The sequence below is a fragment of the Bacillus nitratireducens genome (genome assembly GCF_036320425.1).
Taxonomy (GTDB): domain Bacteria; phylum Bacillota; class Bacilli; order Bacillales; family Bacillaceae_G; genus Bacillus_A; species Bacillus_A nitratireducens.
The window spans coordinates 44743-65205 of sequence record NZ_JAUMJO010000005.1 but is presented as its reverse complement, the minus strand read 5'-3'; the positions used below and the strand labels follow the sequence as shown (position 1 = coordinate 65205).

15 protein-coding genes and 1 pseudogene are annotated in these 20463 nt (G+C 34.1%); 7 read left to right on the top strand and 9 right to left on the bottom strand.

The annotated features are described in order from the left end of the window. Positions 1-124: 124 nt before the first annotated feature. Together Q3V31_RS19200 and lytS are read right to left on the bottom strand one after the other, a co-directional pair. A complete protein-coding gene (locus tag Q3V31_RS19200; RefSeq protein ID WP_000921822.1) occupies positions 125-865 on the bottom strand; it encodes a LytR/AlgR family response regulator transcription factor in 741 nt (246 codons plus the stop codon). Then, positions 843-2612 (bottom strand): two-component system sensor histidine kinase LytS, encoded by a 1770-nt coding sequence (gene lytS / locus Q3V31_RS19195; RefSeq protein WP_090813665.1) that lies wholly within the window; start codon positions 2610-2612, stop codon positions 843-845. The genes Q3V31_RS19200 and lytS overlap by 23 nt, the downstream gene beginning before the upstream one ends. Positions 2613-2940: 328 nt before the next feature. On the opposite strand from lytS, the gene Q3V31_RS19190 reads away from it, so the two are divergent. Continuing rightward, positions 2941-4239: an MFS transporter gene (locus tag Q3V31_RS19190; protein WP_090813664.1), complete on the top strand. Its 1299-nt coding sequence runs from the start codon at positions 2941-2943 to the stop codon at positions 4237-4239. Positions 4240-4375: 136 nt separating this feature from the next. On the opposite strand, the gene Q3V31_RS19185 is transcribed toward Q3V31_RS19190, so the two are convergent. From Q3V31_RS19185 to Q3V31_RS19165, 5 genes are all read right to left on the bottom strand, one after another. Next, positions 4376-5944: a BCCT family transporter gene (locus tag Q3V31_RS19185; protein ID WP_001242483.1), complete on the bottom strand. Its 1569-nt coding sequence runs from the start codon at positions 5942-5944 to the stop codon at positions 4376-4378. 363 nt (positions 5945-6307) lie between these two features. Then, the gene (locus tag Q3V31_RS19180) at positions 6308-7378 is read right to left on the bottom strand and encodes a nitric oxide synthase oxygenase (RefSeq protein WP_000047631.1); all 1071 of its coding nucleotides are present in this window, start codon (positions 7376-7378) and stop codon (positions 6308-6310) included. A gap of 380 nt (positions 7379-7758) precedes the next feature. Beyond that, positions 7759-8637, bottom strand: coding sequence for an NAD-dependent epimerase/dehydratase family protein (locus tag Q3V31_RS19175; protein ID WP_139265938.1), 879 nt, complete (start codon positions 8635-8637; stop codon positions 7759-7761). A gap of 101 nt (positions 8638-8738) precedes the next feature. Continuing rightward, on the bottom strand, positions 8739-9329 hold the full coding sequence (locus Q3V31_RS19170) for an AmiS/UreI family transporter (RefSeq protein ID WP_000542579.1): 591 nt from the start codon (positions 9327-9329) through the stop codon (positions 8739-8741). Between the two features lie 510 nt (positions 9330-9839). Then, positions 9840-10658: an endo alpha-1,4 polygalactosaminidase gene (locus Q3V31_RS19165; protein WP_000454996.1), complete on the bottom strand. Its 819-nt coding sequence runs from the start codon at positions 10656-10658 to the stop codon at positions 9840-9842. 314 nt (positions 10659-10972) lie between these two features. Between Q3V31_RS19165 and Q3V31_RS19160 the strand changes: the two genes are divergently transcribed. The 5 genes and pseudogenes from Q3V31_RS19160 to pelG all read left to right on the top strand — a co-directional run bounded on the left by Q3V31_RS19160 (position 10973) and on the right by pelG (position 17800). Next, the gene (locus tag Q3V31_RS19160) at positions 10973-12196 is read left to right on the top strand and encodes a GAF domain-containing protein (protein WP_329766191.1); all 1224 of its coding nucleotides are present in this window, start codon (positions 10973-10975) and stop codon (positions 12194-12196) included. Beyond that, complete coding sequence (locus Q3V31_RS19155; RefSeq protein ID WP_088008275.1) at positions 12196-13116, top strand: tetratricopeptide repeat protein; 921 nt, start codon at positions 12196-12198, stop codon at positions 13114-13116. Before Q3V31_RS19160 ends, Q3V31_RS19155 begins: the two co-directional genes overlap by 1 nt. Then, positions 13100-14930: pseudogene (locus tag Q3V31_RS19150) on the top strand (DUF2194 domain-containing protein). The gene Q3V31_RS19155 and the pseudogene Q3V31_RS19150 overlap by 17 nt, the downstream one beginning before the upstream one ends. A gap of 3 nt (positions 14931-14933) precedes the next feature. Next, a complete protein-coding gene (gene pelF, locus Q3V31_RS19145; protein WP_098403653.1) occupies positions 14934-16355 on the top strand; it encodes a GT4 family glycosyltransferase PelF in 1422 nt (473 codons plus the stop codon). Continuing rightward, a complete protein-coding gene (gene pelG / locus Q3V31_RS19140; protein WP_000907285.1) occupies positions 16343-17800 on the top strand; it encodes an exopolysaccharide Pel transporter PelG in 1458 nt (485 codons plus the stop codon). The genes pelF and pelG overlap by 13 nt, the downstream gene beginning before the upstream one ends. 51 nt (positions 17801-17851) lie before the next feature. Here pelG and galE read toward each other — a convergent pair whose 3' ends face one another. Both galE and trhA read right to left on the bottom strand, forming a co-directional pair. Further along, the gene (gene galE, locus Q3V31_RS19135; protein WP_088008270.1) at positions 17852-18868 is read right to left on the bottom strand and encodes a UDP-glucose 4-epimerase GalE; all 1017 of its coding nucleotides are present in this window, start codon (positions 18866-18868) and stop codon (positions 17852-17854) included. Between the two features lie 184 nt (positions 18869-19052). After that, a complete protein-coding gene (trhA, locus tag Q3V31_RS19130; RefSeq protein ID WP_000995373.1) occupies positions 19053-19700 on the bottom strand; it encodes a PAQR family membrane homeostasis protein TrhA in 648 nt (215 codons plus the stop codon). Between the two features lie 164 nt (positions 19701-19864). On the opposite strand from trhA, the gene Q3V31_RS19125 reads away from it, so the two are divergent. Beyond that, on the top strand, positions 19865-20425 hold the full coding sequence (locus tag Q3V31_RS19125) for a DUF1836 domain-containing protein (RefSeq protein ID WP_000427893.1): 561 nt from the start codon (positions 19865-19867) through the stop codon (positions 20423-20425). Positions 20426-20463: the final 38 nt, after the last annotated feature.

Genomic DNA, 20463 nt, shown 5'->3' with positions numbered 1-20463 from the left:
CTCTTTCGATTTGGTACCTTTATTGTATAAGATACAAACAAAACTGTAAGCGTTTACACAACAGAACGTCAAATATACAAAATTAGTTACAAATATAGGCAGATGAAATACAAAAAGCTGCTTCTTAAATACGAAGCAGCTTTTTGAGTTCTTTTGCATATGTACGACTAACTGGGACTTTAGACCCCTCTTTCATAATTAAGTTATAAGTGGAATTAAACCACGGCTGTATCTCAGAAATATGATTAATATTAGTAATAAAACTACGGTGAACACGCATAAAAATGGTTTGCGGTAATTTCTTTTCCAAAATCACAAGTGTATCATGTGTTACATATGTTTCTTTCATTGTTTTTACAGCTACTTTCCCATCTACAAGCCCTACATAAACAATATCTTCAATATTAATAAGTACAATTGATTCCTCAATTGGTAATGCTAATTTATGCATCTCGGTCGTTACATCTACACTCTTTACATCTTGCTTTGTTTCTAATTTTATTTGCTTTTGTTTTTTATATTTCTTTAATGTCTGTACGATGCGTTCTTCATCAAATGGCTTTAAAATGTAGTCTAACGCATCTACTTCAAATGCTTGCAACGCATATTGATCATAGGCAGTAGCAAATACAATTGCAGGGGGATTTTTCATCTTCTTTAATATATTTGCGATTTCAAATCCGTTATCATCAGATAATTGAATATCTAGAAAAACAATATCTGGTTTGTTTTTCATTAATTCTTCTAATGCATCCTCTACACAATCCGCCTCACCTATTATCTCTACTTCTTTCGTTTGCTCTAATAAATATTTCAATTCATCGCGCGCTAACATTTCATCATCAACTACTAATACTTTTAACACTCCGTTGTTCCTCCCCTACTTTTTTCGGGATTACAAAGAGGATCTTTGTTCCTTGCTCTAATTCACTTTCAATTTGAAGCATTGTCTCTTTCCCAAATAACCCGATAAGTCGCTCATTAATATTGTATAAAGCTGTTCCAGTCCCTTTCTTTGATGGAACTACCATTTTTCCTAATTTCTCTAGACGTTCACTCTCAATCCCTTGTCCATTATCCTTCACTTCAAAGTGAACCATCCCCTCCTTTTCAAACACATGTACCTCAACCTGGCACACTGGCTGCTTTTTCGGAAAAGCATGGCGTAGTGCATTTTCAACTAATAGCTGAAGCACAAATGGTGGAACTAAAGTTACCTTTAGTGCTTCTTCAATGTACATCTTCACTTCATACTTGTTCGGAAATCTCGCTTGTTCTAACGATAAATATGCATGTACATGATTCAATTCTTGTTCTACTGGAATAAGTAATTGGCGTGCCCCTTGCAAATTACAGCGAAAATAAACGCTAAGCTGCAATAATAATTTTCTCGCTTTCTCTACATCCGTTCGGCATAGAGCTGATACTGTATTAATTGCATTAAATAAAAAATGCGGATTGATTTGTGCTTGCAGCGCTTTTATCTCAGCATCTTGCAATAACTTACTTTGTAACTCAGCTTCACCTAACTCAAGCTGTGTAGAGAAGATTTTCGCCAGCCCTTCCGCTAGCTCTTCTTCAACACGACTTAATTGATTAGAGTTTTTAAAATAAAGCTTTAATGTTCCTATCGTATTCCCATGTGAAGTTAATGGAATAACAACTGCCGCTTGCAAAGGGCAGCCTTCATGTTGGCAATTAATAACCTCACGCGATTTCGCTTTCATTATTTTTCCTGTGTTCAACACTTCTTTCGATAAACCAGTTATTAAACTATGTGAAGGAATATGGTGATCTGATGCTAATCCAACATGAGCTAATATTTTCTCCGTATCTGTTAAGGATACCGCATCTGTTCCTGTAAAGCGGTGAATAATTTGTGCCACATGCTTACACGATTCTTCTGTTAAGCCTTGGCGAAAATATGGTAATGTCTTATCGGCAATTCGTAATACTTTATGTGTTTGCAGAGCTTTTGCATTCTCTTCCTGACGTAAAATGGCTTGTATCATAGAAAGTAAAATGAAACTCCCGAAACTATTCACAAGGATCATCGGTATCGCAATTGTTTTCACAATACTAATTCCATCCTCTACAATTAATAGAATCATAACCATTTCTAAAGAAACGATAAAAACACTTAAAATCGCTGAAAATTTAGGTGTAATTGTACGATTATATTTTTTAAAAATGTATCCAATATAACCCGTTATAACACCTGCTAAAATTGACGAAATTGCACAACTTAGCGCTGTCGTCCCGCCAAGCATATAACGGTGAATACCAGCAATCGATCCTACTCCAATTCCGACGATAGGACCACCAAGTAATCCACTAATTCCAACACCCATAATACGTGTGTTCGCAATTGTACTAGATGACGAAACACCTTGTAGCCAATTTTCATTCATAATTGTATTCCCTGCAATTTCAATTCCCGTGTAATTGCTAACAATTGTAAACACCGAAAAAATACAAATAAGCTTAAGCTTATCTACATACCCATCTTGTCTATGAAGAAGGCGCCTGAACGTTTTAATATGAGAAAGTAAAAATCCTAAAATAACAATAAGTCCGACACGTTCAATCATCATAAGTACTAAATTTAGCATCTGTGATTCATTCCTTTTTATATGAGTTAGTTTTATTATGGGAAAATAATGAAGTAGGCGTCAAGAAGAATGAAATAACTTTTGAAATATTTTACACATAACTACCCCCTCTTTATTTGACAATCTAACAGAAGAGTGCTAAAAATAAAGTAATATAATACAGTCCTTTAACCCAACCCCGTGAGGTTGAGAAGGAAGTCGGAATATACTATACGTATGATCTTTTTTAGGGATACGTATGCTTTTTTGGCCTTCTCATCATATCAGGTGAGAAGGCCTTTTGTTATTCTTCCATAGCGACTGTAGAAGAAAATAAGGAGGAGTAATGATGAACGTCACTACTAATGTACAATCATCAACAGAGGAGACGAAAGAGAAAAGATATAAAACATTGTTTGGTTCTGCGCTAGGATATGCAGCAGAAGGTTTAGACATGTTGCTCTTATCTTTCGTACTCGTCTACATTTTAAAAGAATTTCATTTAAGCCCTGTTGAAGGCGGAAACTTAACATTAGCTACCACAATAGGAATGCTAATCGGGTCTTATTTATTTGGGTTTATTGCTGATTTATTTGGGCGTATCCGTACGATGGCCTTCACAATTTTACTATTCTCACTAGCAACAGCACTTATTTATTTCGCAACAGATTATTGGCAATTATTAATTCTTCGCTTTTTAGTTGGAATGGGAGTTGGTGGTGAATTCGGGATTGGGATGGCCATCGTAACTGAAACATGGTCTAAAGAAATGCGTGCTAAGGCGACATCCGTTGTTGCACTTGGATGGCAATTTGGCGTACTAGTCGCTTCACTCCTTCCGGCATTTATCGTCCCGCATTTCGGATGGAGAGCGGTTTTCTTATTTGGACTCATTCCCGCTCTACTAGCTGTTTACGTCCGCAAAAGTTTAAGTGAACCGAAAATATGGGAACAAAAACAACGATACAAAAAAGAATTGTTACAAAAAGAAGCTGAAGATAATTTAACAACTACTGAGGCAGAACAACTAAAGCAAATGAAAAAGTTCCCACTTCGAAAGTTATTTGCCAATAAAAAAGTAACGATAACAACAATTGGTCTTATTATTATGTCATTCATCCAGAACTTCGGATATTATGGAATTTTCACATGGATGCCAACTATTTTAGCGAATAAATATAACTACACATTAGCAAAAGCGAGCGGTTGGATGTTCATCTCTACAATCGGCATGCTAATTGGAATTGCAACTTTTGGTATTCTAGCCGATAAAATTGGTCGCCGTAAAACTTTTACAATCTATTATGTCGGTGGTACTATATACTGTCTCATTTACTTCTTCTTATTCACAGACTCAACATTATTATTATGGGGAAGTGCATTGCTTGGATTCTTTGCCAATGGCATGATGGGAGGATTCGGAGCAGTTTTAGCGGAAAACTATCCTGCTGAAGCTCGCTCGACAGCCGAAAACTTTATTTTCGGCACAGGACGAGGTTTAGCTGGATTTGGACCTGTTATTATCGGCTTACTTGCTACAGGTGGTAACTTAATGGGAGCATTATCTCTCATCTTCATTATCTATCCAATCGGTTTAGTTACAATGCTACTATGTGTCCCAGAGACGAAAGATAAAGTATTAGAATAGATTAAAACTATACGAAATGTTTGTTCGAGTACTATTCCCTTCAGGAAAAGTAGTTGGATAAATAGAAAAGAGGAAGCATCTCAAATGAAATGCTTCCCCTTTTTATATAAAATAAAACATACAATTTGTTTATTATTTATTTTGATTTACTAGCTTTTTGGAACAAGAAGGAGGTTTTATCTTCTTCTTTTACAATACCTTGTTTTAACGCTAATTCCCCTGCAACTTTAGGCGCTAACCATAGCATTGGGAATAATAGAAGTGATACCGGAACAGCTGTCACTACAATGAAGGATTGTAAGGCGTTAATACTTCCCTCACCCATGTATAAAAGAATCGCTGCAACTGCGCCCATAATAAGCGACCAAAAAACTCGCAAACTAATTCTAGGATCTCCATCTCCAGTCACTGCCATTGAAATTGAATAGGCCATTGAATCTCCTGTTGTCACTACAAATAAAATTGTTAATAAAAGAAATGCTGGTCCGATAATATTAGAGAGCGGCAATTGTTGTGTAATTGCAATCATAGCCGCTGGCATACCAGATTCACTTAATGCGTTCGAGATAGAACCAGGATTCATTAACTCATAAAACACACCTGATCCCCCTAGTATAGTAAACCAAAACGTTGTAATAATAGGTGCAATAATTCCAATTGCAACGATGATTTCTCGGATTGTTCTTCCTCTTGAAATACGGCTCACTAAAATTGCCATCATCGGTCCATATCCAATAAACCATCCCCAGAAAAAGATTGTCCACGACCCTAACCAACCTGTATCACCACGATATGTGCTCATTGGAATAAATTCATTTATATAAAATCCAAACGAAGAAACAAATGAATCAATAATAAATCCACCTGGTCCAAACAGTAATACGAATACCATTAATAAAACTGCTAACCTAACATTTAAATTACTTATAATTTGAATCCCTTTATCAATTCCCGTTACCGCAGATATAGTAGAAACAGCTACTACACAAACAATAATGGCTAATTGAGTAGTAAACACATCAGGAATGTTAAACAATGCTTGTAACCCATAGCTTGCTTGTAGTCCTAAAAATCCGATTGGACCAATTGTCCCTGCAGCTACCGCAATAATTGCAAACACATCGATCATTGTTCCAAGCCAACTCTTTCGCAATTTCTCTCCAAAAATAGGATATAAAAGCGTTCGAGGTTTTAATGGCATCCCTTTATGATAATGCCCATACATCATAACTACCGCACTAATTGTACCTAAAATCGTCCACGCCAGGAAACCCCAATGCATATAACTTTGTGCTAAAGCAGGCATGACTGCTTCTTGCGTTCCAGCAGATATCCCTTCATGTATTGGTGGTACCGTCATCAAGTGGTACATTGGCTCTGCGGCTGCCCAAAAAACACCACCTCCGGCAAGTAATGTAGACATAATAATAGCGAGCCATTTTGTCGTACTAATCTCAGGTTTGTCTAATCCCCCAAGTTTAACTCTCCCATATTTCGAAAACGCCATACACATAGCCACAACAAATGTACCAATTAATAAAACTTGCCAAAAGGCACCAAAATATTTAATTGAAGCTGCAAAACTGCTATTAATGACTCCCTCTACGTAACTTTTATTTAAAATAACTGCAATTACAAATAATAAAAGTGAGCCACCACTAATAAGAAATACAGGCCAATCCGTTTTTCGACTCTTCATTCTCATTTACACTTCCTCCTTCCTCAGCAATCTAAAAAAACAACTTTATTATGTTTTATTGTTTACACCCAAAACACAATGATTATATAAGCATAATAATTCATCGATTTTCTACACACTTATGTTGTCCCTAAAAATATGCTAAATCCTTTATTTAAAAGAAAATTTCTATTCCTATCACATAAAAAAGCAAAACAAAAGACCTTATATTTCCATAAGGTCTTCGAAACAGAAATTTGATTATAACATAAGGAACTCCTTGGTTCAAAAATCCCCTTCCAAAAATAACCGAGAGTAAAGGCTTCCATTTGCTACGTAACAGTAATTAAAAAAAATTATATTTTGCAGAAAAAAACCCTATACTAAATATCATTTATGGAAGAAATTCGGCTTCAAAATTTCATTCGGATACGGTTTATGATAAATATGAGTGGTAGCTGGCGACAACGGTGGAATGAGCCACACCCAATTCCCTGTTACAACCCGTCCACAAGCTACTTCTTGCTTCTCAAATTGTTGAAACTGTTGTGCAGCTGTATGGTGATCCACAATACTAACTCCTTGTTTTTTAAAGGAATGTAAAACAGCCACGTTTAATTCAATTAACGCCTTATCTTTCCATAACGTACCGTTTCTCGATGTATCTAACTCCATCATCTCCGCAACAGCCGGAAGTAAATTATAACGATCATGATCCGCTAAGTTACGAGCCCCAATCTCCGTTCCCATATACCATCCATTGAACGGAGCTGCCGTATAGGAAATACCGCCAATCTCTAAACGCATATCTGAAATCATTGGTACCCCATACCATTTTACTTCTAGTGATGAAATTGGGTATTCTGGATGTTCAATTGGTACCTCTTTCACTTCTTTTTTAGGAATTTCTTTATATACAGGTTCTTTTCCATCAACAGAAAATACAAGCGGTAATACATCAAAGTTTGTGCCTTCTCCTTGCCACCCAAGACCTTGGCATAAATCAGTAAATGCGACAGAGTGGGAGTCACCGATTACTCCCATTTCCGTTTTGTATCCTGCATATCGAATTAATTGATGATTATAAAGTCGTATATTATTCTCTTCACCTTGATATTGCTTAAAAATCGTAATTGTCGGTTTAACTTTCCCATCATTCGTCGCGTATTTAATATGATGAATTAATGCATTATATACACCTTCTTCATCATTTACTTCACGCGCATCTAATATGTGCATCTTACTCCAAAACAATCTCCCAATGCATCTATTACTATTACGCCATGCCATCCGTGATCCATGAACAAGCTCTTCAAATGTATGCTCATATGTACCCGTCTTTTCTATCTCTATTAAAATTTCTTCCATACGCTCTTTTATTAATTGCTCTTTATTAAGTTCCTTATAGCAAATAGTAATAAAGTTACTCGCTTCCTCTATTAATTGTTTCGTTTTACTCATAAACAATCTCCTTCTATTTCAACAAAACGTTACTACTTTACAGTATAAGCAAAAAGAATAAGAGTCACAAACGAAAGTCGAAGTGTTACTTTTATCGTAATATTTATCAGAAGATTTCTAGAATTATTGTTGACTTCCGAAAAAAACAAGTGTATTTTTGACTTAAGGAAATTATTTTTACCTCAACCAACTTTTTGGGTGGGAAATCGGTAATTGCATGTTTTTTCAATTACCCAATCTTTCATAAGGCTATGGTGAACTAGATCCATATATTGATGATGCCTGCCATTCATCATGCGTGTCAGGTAAATTTGGTAATGTTAAACCAGTATTGTTGAAATCCTCCTAAATCCCCCGGATTGCCACCGGGGGATTTATAATTACTTCAATCTATCTATGTAATGCTGTAAAACATTTTTTATTTCTGCATTTAATTCTCGGAATGAAAATCCTAATTCACGAGCCTTTCCATTATGTAACGTACAATTAGTCACTTCATTATAAGGTGCTATATTATCTCCTACTTCTTGAATAAGTGCTTTTATTCCCGTGTTTTCTTCTATGAAATGAATAACTTCTCCAGTAGAAACTACCCCGTTGCTACAAGCATTAATTGGTCCTTCTATGTTTCCCATTCCGCACCATGCTAAAAACTCTCCAGCTTCTTTTTCATGTATGAACGACAATTTTCCTTCTAAACAATCCACGACAATAGGTTCTTGTTTCACAACATTTTCAACGTAAAACTGTAATCTCTTCGTATAATCATTTTCTCCAATAACGACGGGAAATCGTACCGCAACGACAGGGAATGTTGCTCGTTGAAACAACACTGCTTCCGCCAATCTCTTCCCCTCACCATAAGTGAAGTCCCCTCTATCACCATACGTAATTGAATATGTATACGGATTAAAGTCTTCTTCTTGCAAGTTTAATGTAGGCTCATAAACCGCCATTGAGGATGTCATAACATATTTTTTCACCCTACCACGTAATACTTTACATATAACTTCCGCAGCATTCGAGCTATAGCATAAATTATCGTATACAACATCATAGCATTTACCTTCCAAGCGCTCTTCCAATAACTTTCCGTCTTCTCTATCTACTACAATTCTTTTTACCGTATCCCCAAAATAATCCTCCGTAAATCCTCGTGTTGCAATTGTTATATCGTGCCCCTCTTGTAAAAGCGCTTCTACTAACTGCTTACCAAAAAACCTTGTTCCCCCTAGAACCAACACTTTTTTCACTTTCATCATCCCCTATTTTGTAAAATACTACCTTAATTATAAACCTACATATAAACAAAAAGCATGGAATCATTATCAAGATTCCATGCTTTCTTACATACGATACTTTAACGTACTCGATATTTAAAAATACAATAGCAGCAATATAAAATAGAAATTACTGATACATAAACCCATAGTTCATATACGAAGCCTTCTCCCCATACTCCCATAAAATAAAAGAGTGAAGGCAACGTCAATGTTACCCATGATTGTACAAATGCAATTCTGCCAAGATATTGATTGATATTCTTTTTTTGCGCATTTAACACAAAGAATAAATACCAAAGTAATGCCCACATAAACCATGTTAACGCATTAACAACATCGTGGAATTGAACAAATGAAACGACCATATAGAATAGGGCAATAATTGCTACCCAAATACAGAACCAGCCTAGTCCACTACTATCCATTCCTTTAATAAAAGTAACGCCTACATATAAATAAGTTAAACCAAATAAAAAGGTAGCTGCATATGAATATACCGTCCAATTACTTTGATCAGAAATCATAATTAAATAAAACGGTATAATAATTTGTAATGCCCCTACAAATAAATTAAAGACACCTGCGCTTTTCATCTCTACTTTGCCCAATATAACAAGACTATTTAAAAATAAAGCTGCACCTGAAAGTAATAATCCTACGTAACCCATATATATTCGTGTGAAAGTCTTTCCCTTTCACACTTTTAACCTCCCCACAATATAAAGTGATCCTTTATTATTTTTCTTCCTATTTAAAACTACATACATAATTTTTAATCTAAACAAGTCAGACTTCCTACCTTAAAAAGGGCCGGAATTTAAAACGCTTTCAATAATAAATAAGCCTATCAGAACATTAAATAGGATTCCTTGATTATAAACGTACTCTGACCATGATACAAGTATTGGAATTCTTTTCAATATTACGTTTTTTATTTCTAGAAAAAATTAATAGGATAATACATTTTTCCTATCTCACTCTACTAATTTCTAACATAGAATATTATAAAGTGAAACTTTAATCAGCCCTCACCAATCGGGCGTTTACGGGCAGCCCGATTCCCACAAATAGCGGGATAGAATGGGCTGATCAGTAATACATTCATCTTTATAAGATAATCATATTACTGACCTAAACTGTCATAGTCAATCTTGATAGTTTCTCATTCCTAATAATTGTTATTTATCATAAATATCATTCGGATTAATTGTGGGAATAAATCCATTTATAGAACTATATTTTTTAGATACGTTATTTGGGGTAACGGTAAACGTTACAATTTTATTACTTTGTTGTTTAAAATAGCGCATCCAATTTTGACTCCATTCATCTTTCGCAATAACTTGTTTATCGAAGTCTTCCCACAATACACCATGTATAAAATTCAAGGATGTATTTTTGATTGTGTCAAATCCCCAATTCTGTATAAGAAGCAGGTTGGAATCAACACTTTTAATTTCTTTTAATAAATTTACATATGCTTCTCGAAATTTCCCTTGTGTAGACGGCTGATCATAAAAATAGTCATCAATATCACCAGCTGTATCTAAAAACACACCATCTATTCCTTTTCCAATAACTTGCTGTTTCACCTTATTCACAACAATCCCACGGTAGTGTTCATCAGCTAAATTCATAATATATGTATCCCACTGCTCAATCTTCATTTTCTTACCGTCTCTATAATAATAGTCTGATTCAACTACTTGCGATTTATGCCACGATTCTAATTCTAAAACACTAACATAGCCAAGAACTACCGTTCCTGATTTTTTTAATTGCTGAACCTGTTCTTTCGTAAATGCATATGGCTCTATAATAACCATGTCATACTTTGAAAGTCTCTCAATTACTTGCTCATTTGCTTCACCATAATAAATTTTATAACTTCGTACATTTTTTAAAATTGGTTCCACAACATTTGCTTGTGCGGATGTACTTGAGGAAAAAATAAAAGAAAATATAGCTAAAAAGCATATGGAACGTTTCCACTCCATAATAATATTACCCCCTATACAACTGTAATTTTCTATCGTTTTAAATTTTAACACCTTTAAATATTAATACAAATATAGTAATGCCATAACATTCTACATTTTTTTAAACTCGATATCCCCATAAAAATCCCAATAAATACAATACATTAACAGAAATTAGAATTTATTTCACTTGAATTTACTACATCTCTGTTGATAAAATGATTTGGGCTTTATATATTATCTATCTTAAAATAATTCTTTTAAATTATGTATTTTATTTCAGTTTACTATTCCTCAAAATTAAATTTGCAAACGAAAGAAGGGATTTTTTTATGCACTATAGACAATCTAATTTATTACAAAAAATGATTGAACCTACGATTCTCTTTATTGCTCTATTTTTTCTCTCCATACTAACTGATTTTCTAACACCAACGTATGAATACTTCTTACTCTTATTTATTACACTAATTATTTCTAACCGGTATGGCATATCCATTGCCCTTTTCGCCTTTCTGGAAGCAATGATTTATATTTTTGTAAGCGGCATATGTAAAGGAAATGATATATTGCTGTACTTTTATTCATTAGATTACTGGGTAAGTTGGATTTTCTTACTTGTTATTAGTTTATGTTGTGGACTAATGAGTACTGCACACAAAGAACGTTATGAAGATGTACATATGATAAATAATGAGCTAAAAGCTGAAAATAAAGAATTAAAATATGTTGTGAAACAATTGGATGAAACACGTATTACACTACGTTCTCGTGTACTTGAATCAAATAACCACTTATCTAAAATGTATCATATGTTTAAAGCTTTAAATCATACACATCCTGAAATTGTACTCGATGAAGGAATGAATGTACTAAAAATGTATTTTGGGGCAAAAAAAATTGGTATCTATCACGTCGATAACAATAAACAGTCGCTTCGCATTAAATTAAGAGCAGAAACTGGTAAAAATACATTATCCCAATCCATCTTTGTTAAAAACGCTTCGTTAGTCATCAAAAATGCGCTAGCGCATAATCGACCTTTTTTCCGTACAGATGAGGATTCTCAAGATGCTCCACTTTTAGTTGGTCCCGTCCTATTCCAAGATGATGTACAATACGTCATTATATTAGACGAAATCGAGTTTTCAAAAGTAACTTCTGAGCAATTCGAACTTTTCACATGGTATTTACGCTGGATGGGTGATCGTTTACAAAACGCTTCTAATCTTTGGCTATCAAGTCAAGAAGATCGCACTTTCCCTAAAACAAGCATTTATTATGAAGATGAATTTGAACATTTACTAAAAATAGAAAAGAAACGGTACGAAACATTATCTTATCCATATTCCTATTTTGAGTTCAATGCTCCACAAGATTCTTTAGAAATAATAAATTCTATTTTAAAAGATTATTTACGTGATATTGATATATTCGGTTATAGTACGACCGCGCAAAAAATTATGATTATATTACCTGGCACTGAAGAAAAGTTTTTATTACAAGTTCAAACTCGTATACAAAACGCTCTTTCTTCTAAAGGAGTGATACTCTAATGATTTTGCTCCTTCTCTATTTTATTTACGCCATTTTAGTTTTTCTTTTATTTCGATTTACAAAAGGTTTAATTGCTGAAGATAAAAAAGGGATTATTGAATTTTGCTTAATTATCTCACTTCTTTTCCCGCTTATCGGACTTATTGTATCAGTAATCATGTTATTACTTAATATAAGACGATCAAAAACCGAGTGGTTACAGCAATACTCTGATTATGTTGCCTTTCACGTTGATAATTATGAAGATATTTTAGAATCAGCAAAACAAGATATGGACTTAATTTCATTTTCTTCTGGATTAGAACTAGATAAGCCTGAATTACATAAACAACTCATTGTACAGTTAAGCTCCTCCTCTATTTCTAATGAAGGAGGCTTATTGAAAGAAGCCATTAACCATAAAGATCCTGAAACTGTACATTACGCAGCAACTACTATTAATTTACTAAATGAACGGTACGAAAAACAGATCGAATACTTAAATAAGCAATTTCCACAAAATCCACAAAATGAAATTGCAAAAGAGTTGGTTTCTAACTATTTAAGATATATAGACAGTGGTCTTCTTTCTAACCAGCAAAAAGAAAAAATAATCGCTGAATTTATGAATTTTGTTACACAAAGTGTAGAACTATTCCCTAACGAACCTCTTTACCCTTTCCACCTTGGAAATCTGTTTCTACACACAAAACAATATGCAAAGTCTGAAGAACAATTTTTAAATCTTATTCATTTCTATCCGGAATCATATTACGGTTACGTTGGGTTACTTGAACTATATTATGAGCAAAAGTTATGGGACGAGCTCTATAACTTAATCAATAATCTAGCAGCTGCAAAAAGAGTTCATATACTACCGCGTAAATATCAATTATTTGTAAGGCAGTTTGGAGGCGCACACATTGAAAAAGGGGATTAATATATATCGGGATTATTAGTATCATTTTATTTCTCTTAATTATATCCATCCTTATATATCGAACAGAAAATTTTTATCAAAAATTTTCTGTTCCTAAAACTAAAGAAACGGATACTGTTAAAACACTCAAAGCGAAAGATGTAGCTCAAAATGGACAGAAAATGCAATTATACGTTTTAAACACGGATAATACATTAGGGCAACAAGTCGAATTTAATACGAAGAAGGCAATGGATTACGCACACCTACACTATAAAGATATTACAGCTAATGAAATTAAGGGACTTACTCCCTCTCCCTATACAGGGATTATTATTACAGGTGAAATAATGGAGCAACTTCCACAAGCTGATATTCAAAATTTTGTACAAATGGGCGGAAGGATCATTATCGCAAACCGACTTGATTCAGATCCTTCCTGGAACACATTATTTGGTATTACAAAAAAAGAAGGTTTCAAAGATGCGAAAGGATTAACCTTTGAGGAAGTTTTATTCCCTGGTTATCCAGATCTCTCAAGTTCTTCTCCATTGTTTACTCATAGCTCAATGAATATTACGCTAGATGAGAATACAACTAATACTTGGATTACAGCGGAAGATACTCCCATCCTTTGGACCAATGACTACGGTGAAGGAAAAGTCTTATATTGGAATACAACAGCATTGAACGATAAATTAGGTAGAGGTATGTTCGTTCAATCACTGGGTACTATTTTCCAGACTTTCGCTACAGCACAACTTGGAGCGGAGATTATGTATATCGATGACTTCCCATCTCCAATTCCACAGGGAGAACTAAAAAACTTAACAAAAGAAAAAATTTCTGTTGAAGAATTTTATAAAAAACATTGGTGGAAAAATATGAAGGATATCTCTGAAGAGCTTGATATTAAATATACGGGTGTTGCAATTGGGACATACCAAAATAAAGTAACACCACCTTTTGAAAATTTCACAGGTAAAAATAGAAATACCTATTTATTATTTGGAAGAGAATTATTAAGTCACGGCGGGGAAATCGGTATTCATGGCTATAACCATCAACCTTTATTATTACCACCAGACCCAGTAGATAAAGCACTTGAATATGTTCCTTGGAATTCAAAAGAGGACATGGAGAGCTCCTTAGATGCTCTACAAAAACTCGTGTATAACTTCTTTCCAAACGAAAAACTAAAAACCTATGTACCACCATCCAATATTATAAATACAACTGGATTAAGTGCATTAAACGACGCAGTTCCAACTATGGAAACAGTTGCCTCTCTATATGTGGGAAGTAAAAGTAACGGCAGTTTAATTCAAGAATTTGGACCAGATGAACATAACAAAAACATTTATCACTTCCCGCGTATTACGAGTGGCTATGCTATCACAGATGAAGAGCAATTTATCTTAACTGATGTTACCGCAAATTTAGGGGTTATCTCACATTTCGTCCATCCAGATGATATCCTTGATGAAAAACGCTCAGGTGACTTAACATGGGAAGAATTATTTAAAGCTTATAAAACGACAATTAAAGAAATACGAGAAAAATATCCTTATATAAAAAGTATGACCCAAAGTGAAGCAACTGCTTCTATGAAAATTTATCAAACTGGTGACCTAGATGTTTCTTATGAAGATGATGCTATTCACATTGCATATAAAGGGTTACCAAACCATACTTCAACAATTATACGTGTAGAAGAAGGTAAGAAGATACAACCTGGCTCATTCTCTTACGGTACAGTTAAAAAGCTTAATTCCCAAATTTACAGCGTTACGTTAACGAAAGCCAGCGCTACGATCCCAATTAAAGGAGAATAACAGATGAGAATAGGTTTGGTCGTCGAAGGCAGCTACCCCTTTGTAAGTGGAGGGGTAGCAAGCTGGGTTCAAATGATTATCCAGCAGTTTAAAGAACATGAATTTACGATTTTTGCGATAGTCCCTCAAGTAAAAACAGAGGATGAATATCAATATGAAATTCCAAGCAACGTAAAAGATATCATTATGATTCCTTTGCAATCAGAAAATGAATCAAAACATGTAAAAACTAATTTAACTGAACAAGAAGTACAGACACTTCAAAAATGGTTTACATTTCAAGCCAACGATACAACAGCATTACAAATATTAGGGGATAAACAAAAGCTAGGAACACTCCATTCCTTCTTCGAAAGTCGTGAGTTTTATGAAATTGTTAAAGAAAGCTATTTATATGAAGAAAGTAGTGGTTCCTTCTTAAATTATTTTTGGATGTGGAGATCTATGTTCACACCAATCATTCAAATTTTACAAATTGATTTTCCCGAATTAGATCTTATTCATTCTGTATCGACAGGTTATGGTGGACTGCTTGGTGCTGCAATTAGCGCCAAGTCTGATATACCATTTATTCTAACTGAACACGGTATTTACTCTCGGGAGCGTGAAGAAGAAATACTACAGTCTACTTGGATACCAATTGAATACAAAAAAAGATGGGTTTCTTTCTTTCATCACTTGTCTCATCAAGCATATGAACAAGCAGCTGATGTAATTACGTTGTTCGGCCGAAATAGTGCATATCAAAAAGAATTAGGTGCCCCAGCTCATAAACTAAAAATCGTTCCAAATGGCGTTACTTTATCTGACTATAAAGGGTTACGTAAACCAAAGTATAATTCAGATAAACTCATCATTTCCGCTATTATACGAGTTGTGCCAATTAAAGATGTAAAAACAATGATTTATGCAGCTAAATTACTATTTGAAAAAAATATTCCATTTATATTTTACTTACTAGGTCCTGATACAGAAGAAGCAGAATATGCTCAGGAATGTCGTGACTTAATTCAACAATTAGGATTAAAAGAACATGTAATAATGACCGGAAAAGTAAATATTAAAGATTACTTAAAACAAACAGACATTCTCGTATTAACAAGTATATCTGAAGGACAACCATTAGCTATGTTAGAAGGAATGGCGGCAGGATTACCATGGGTTGTTACAGATGTCGGCTCTTGTAGGGAGTTAATTTACGGACAAGACGGAGATCCTTACGGGCAATGCGGATTTGTTGTACCACCTGTATCTCCTGAGCAAGTTGCCATTCATTTAGAGTGGTATTATCGTCACCCTGAATCCATTCAACAATTTGGGGATAATGGGCGCAATCGTATTGAAGCGCACTATCAATTATCAGGCGTCGTTGATAGTTATCGTAAGCTTTACTTAGAAAGAGGTAAAAAAACATGGCAGGAATAGGATTTCGTTTACAAAAATTATTCCAAGAAGACTACTATTCTTCAAGAATAAAAGCATACGGATTTTCATTATTTGTTACAGCCGGTCCGTGGTTAGTCGTCATCTTAGCAGTAACAGCTATTCGATACATTTTAAGTTTGTTCCATTCTATTTCGATTGAGGAACAGCGCCTTTTCACAATTTCAATTTCATACTGCTTTATTTTTTCTCAAATCATATATGGTGCCCTGCAGCTCATCGTAACTAGATATGTGGCTGACCTTTTATACGAGCAAAAAGCTGATAAAGTATTTTCGTCCTTTTTAGGAATGACGAAAATCACACTTTTCTTAGCTATTATCTTATGGCTTTTGTTTGCAATTTTTACACCATTAGCCTTGTATTATAAAATCGTGATGCTATTCTTATTTTTAGCTTTAAATATCATTTGGATTCAATCCATTTATTTAACAGCAGCTAAAGATTATCAGTCTATCGCTCTTGCATTTTTAATTGGTTCCATTTTCTCTTTATCTGGAATTGCGCTTATAGCTTACTGGCATCCGACACTTGGAATAGAACATGGATTTGCCCTATTACTTTTAATTGCTTTTACAATCGGGACTTTCATTACATTAGTGTGGTTAAGTATAGTTATTGTACGAATGTTTCCAAATAGTGATGCTACTGAACAATTTACCTTTCTTTCTTATTTAGATAAATATCCAGAACTATTTTGGTCGAGCCTATTTTACAATATTGGCATTTGGGTATGTAACTTTGTTATTTGGTTCGGAGAAGGGCGAGGAAATATTGAAAACACGTTTATTTATCATCAAATATATGATACCTCTGTTTTCTGGGCTTATTTAAGTATTATCCCAACTTATATTTTCTTCGTAGTATCCATTGAAACAAGGTTTTATGAACGGTATAAGAAGTTCTTCGGTTCAGTTAACAATGGGGCAACATTAAATACAATTTTACAATTAAAAGAATCAATGAACTTTGTTCTAAAACAAGAAATGGAACGAATACTTCGTAATCAAGGTATTTTTTCTTTACTTATTATTTTTATAATATGGATGTTTAGTTCACAATCTGGGAACGTAACACTTGAATACTCTATTTTACAGCTGACTATAATTGGTGCTTATGCAAACGGTATGGTTCTTGTTATTACGTTACTACTCTTATATTTTGAAGATCGTAAAGGAGCATTTCGAACATCGGCTCTGTTCTTTTTTGCAAACCTGTTATTAAGTCTTCTTCTACTACCATTTGGATTCAATGGTTACGGTATTAGTTTTGCACTTGGATCTTCTATTACATTCTTATATGCTATTTCTAGACTCTTTACTTATATTAAAGATATTGACTACTATACATTTTGTCAGTCAAACGCTCCTATAAAACGACGAACTTTCTTTACTAAATTTGCTAATAAACTTAATGGAAATAAATAAATAAAAATGACCTTCTTGCTCCTGCAAAAAGGTCATTTTTTTATCTGCTTATTAAACTTCTAGATAGCCATTTTTGTTATTTGATTGCCATCTCCAAGAGTCTGCACACATCTCTTCTAATCCGCGTAGTGCTTCCCATCCTAATTCACGCTTCGCTTTTGATGCATCTGCAAAACATACTGCGACATCACCAGGGCGACGTTCCGTAATTTTATAAGGAACTTCCTTGCCTGAAACTTTTTCAAATGCTTCAACCATTTCTAATACACTATAACCAGTACCTGTACCGAGATTGTATGCATCTATCCCAGTAGTGCCAAGTACCTTTTCAAGCGCCTTTACATGGCCATTGGCTAAGTCTACAACGTGAATATAATCACGGACACCCGTGCCATCTTTTGTTGGATAGTCATTTCCAAATACACTTAATTCCTTTAGCTTACCTACTGCTACTTGCGTTACATATGGCATTAAGTTATTTGGAATTCCGTTTGGATCTTCTCCAATACGTCCACTTTCATGCGCGCCAAATGGGTTGAAATAACGAAGTAATGCGATACTCCATTCTTCATCCGCAAATGCTACATCACGCATAATTTGTTCAATCATTAATTTCGTTTGACCATATGGATTTGTTGCACTTAATGGAAACTCCTCCGTAATTGGTGATGTTTCTGGGATACCATACACTGTTGCAGACGAACTGAAGATCATCTTCTTCACATCATGCTTCTGCATCACTTCACATAGCACTAATGTGCTTGTAATGTTGTTATGATAATACGTTAACGGAATTGCTACTGATTCTCCTACGGCCTTAAAGCCTGCAAAGTGAATAACAGCTTCAATTGTATTTTCTTCAAAAATCATATCCAGTGCTTCGCGATTTAAAATATCTTCTTTATAAAACGTAAACTGTTTTCCTGTAATCTCTTTCACTCGATTTATAGACTCTACTGAGCTATTCGAAAGATTATCTACTACTATAATTTCGTAACCGTTATTTAGTAATTCTACGCATGTATGACTACCAATATATCCTGCTCCACCTGTTACAAGTATTGCCATAATTATAGTCCTCCATATTTCATTCATTATAAACTTCTCAAAGTATATCACATATTTCTTATCCAATGTTTATTATGCGAACACAGAAACTTACATTTTATCCCATAATTATTTTATACAATACACGATTCCAATCAGGTAATAAAAAAACGCCACATAACAGACATCGCGTGGCGTTTTTTGATCAAATTACGTAACAATATACACTTAGAAAATGAGCAAGGCTACCTAACAATACAAAAACATGAAAAATTTCATGGTGTCCCATATATTTAAACTCCAACCATTTTGGCTTCGCACCGTAAATAAACCCACCAATTGTATAAAAAATGCCTCCAAGTACTAAGAAAATAATACCTCCTGTACTTAAATTCTCAGCTAGCGGTGCAAAGAATAGAACAATTAACCAACCCATCAGAAGATAAATTGCTGTCGATAACCATCTTGGACAATTAAACCAAAACATTTTAAAAACAATACCACAAATTGCCGTTGCATAAACTAAACAAAATAATAGTAAACCATTTGCCGAATTTAATGTAATTAAGCAAAAGGGTGCATATGTACCTGCAATTAATATAAAAATCATAGAATGATCTAGCTTCCTAAAGAAATAAATAACACGTTCACTGGCTACGACACTATGATACACAGCTGACGCCATATAAAGGACCATCATCCCGATACCAAATAAAATAACAGCTGTAATTGCAGCAAAAGATGGCATCTTAACAGAAACTTTCACAATCATAGCTAATAATGCAATAAATGATAATACAGCTCCCCCTAAGTGAGTAAATGCATTAACCGGTTCTCTTACATAAGCATTCATATAAACACCCCTCATATAATTACATGTAGTTTTCATAACTACATGTAATTATATACACATTATTCGTACGGGTCAACATTTACATTTCATTTGTTTCGTAATACCATATTTAAAGATATACTAAACATTAAGTTCCACTAAGTTATAAAAGTGAGGGGTTCTACGTGGAAAATATAAATAAATTACTTGAATCATTACATTTAGAAAAAAATATTAAACTTGAGGATATCCCAAATGTCGACTTATATGTAGACCAAGTCGTTCAACTATTTGAGAATACTTATGCGGATACAACGAGAACTGATGATGAAAAAGTGTTAACAAAAACAATGATTAACAATTACGCAAAAGGGAAATTATTCATCCCTATCAAAAATAAAAAGTACTCAAAAGAGCATATGATTTTAATCAGCTTAATTTATCAATTAAAAGGAGCCCTTTCCATTAATGATATAAAAAGCTCCTTAGAAAATATAAATGCACCGTTAATAAACGATGATACATTCGAATTAAATACTCTATATAAAGATTATCTTTCTCTTACTGAAACCAATGTGGAAAGCTTTAAACAAGACGTAAATAAACGTGTTACGGATGTAAACGAGGTTTCTTCCTTAGAAGATCCAACGCTAGAAAAGCTTTTATTACTAACATCCTTCGTGACTATGAGTAATATGTATAGACGTTTAGCGGAAAAATTAGTTGATGATTTAAAAGAATCTTAAATAAAAAAGCTATCCATCTGTTACAATGGATAGCTTTT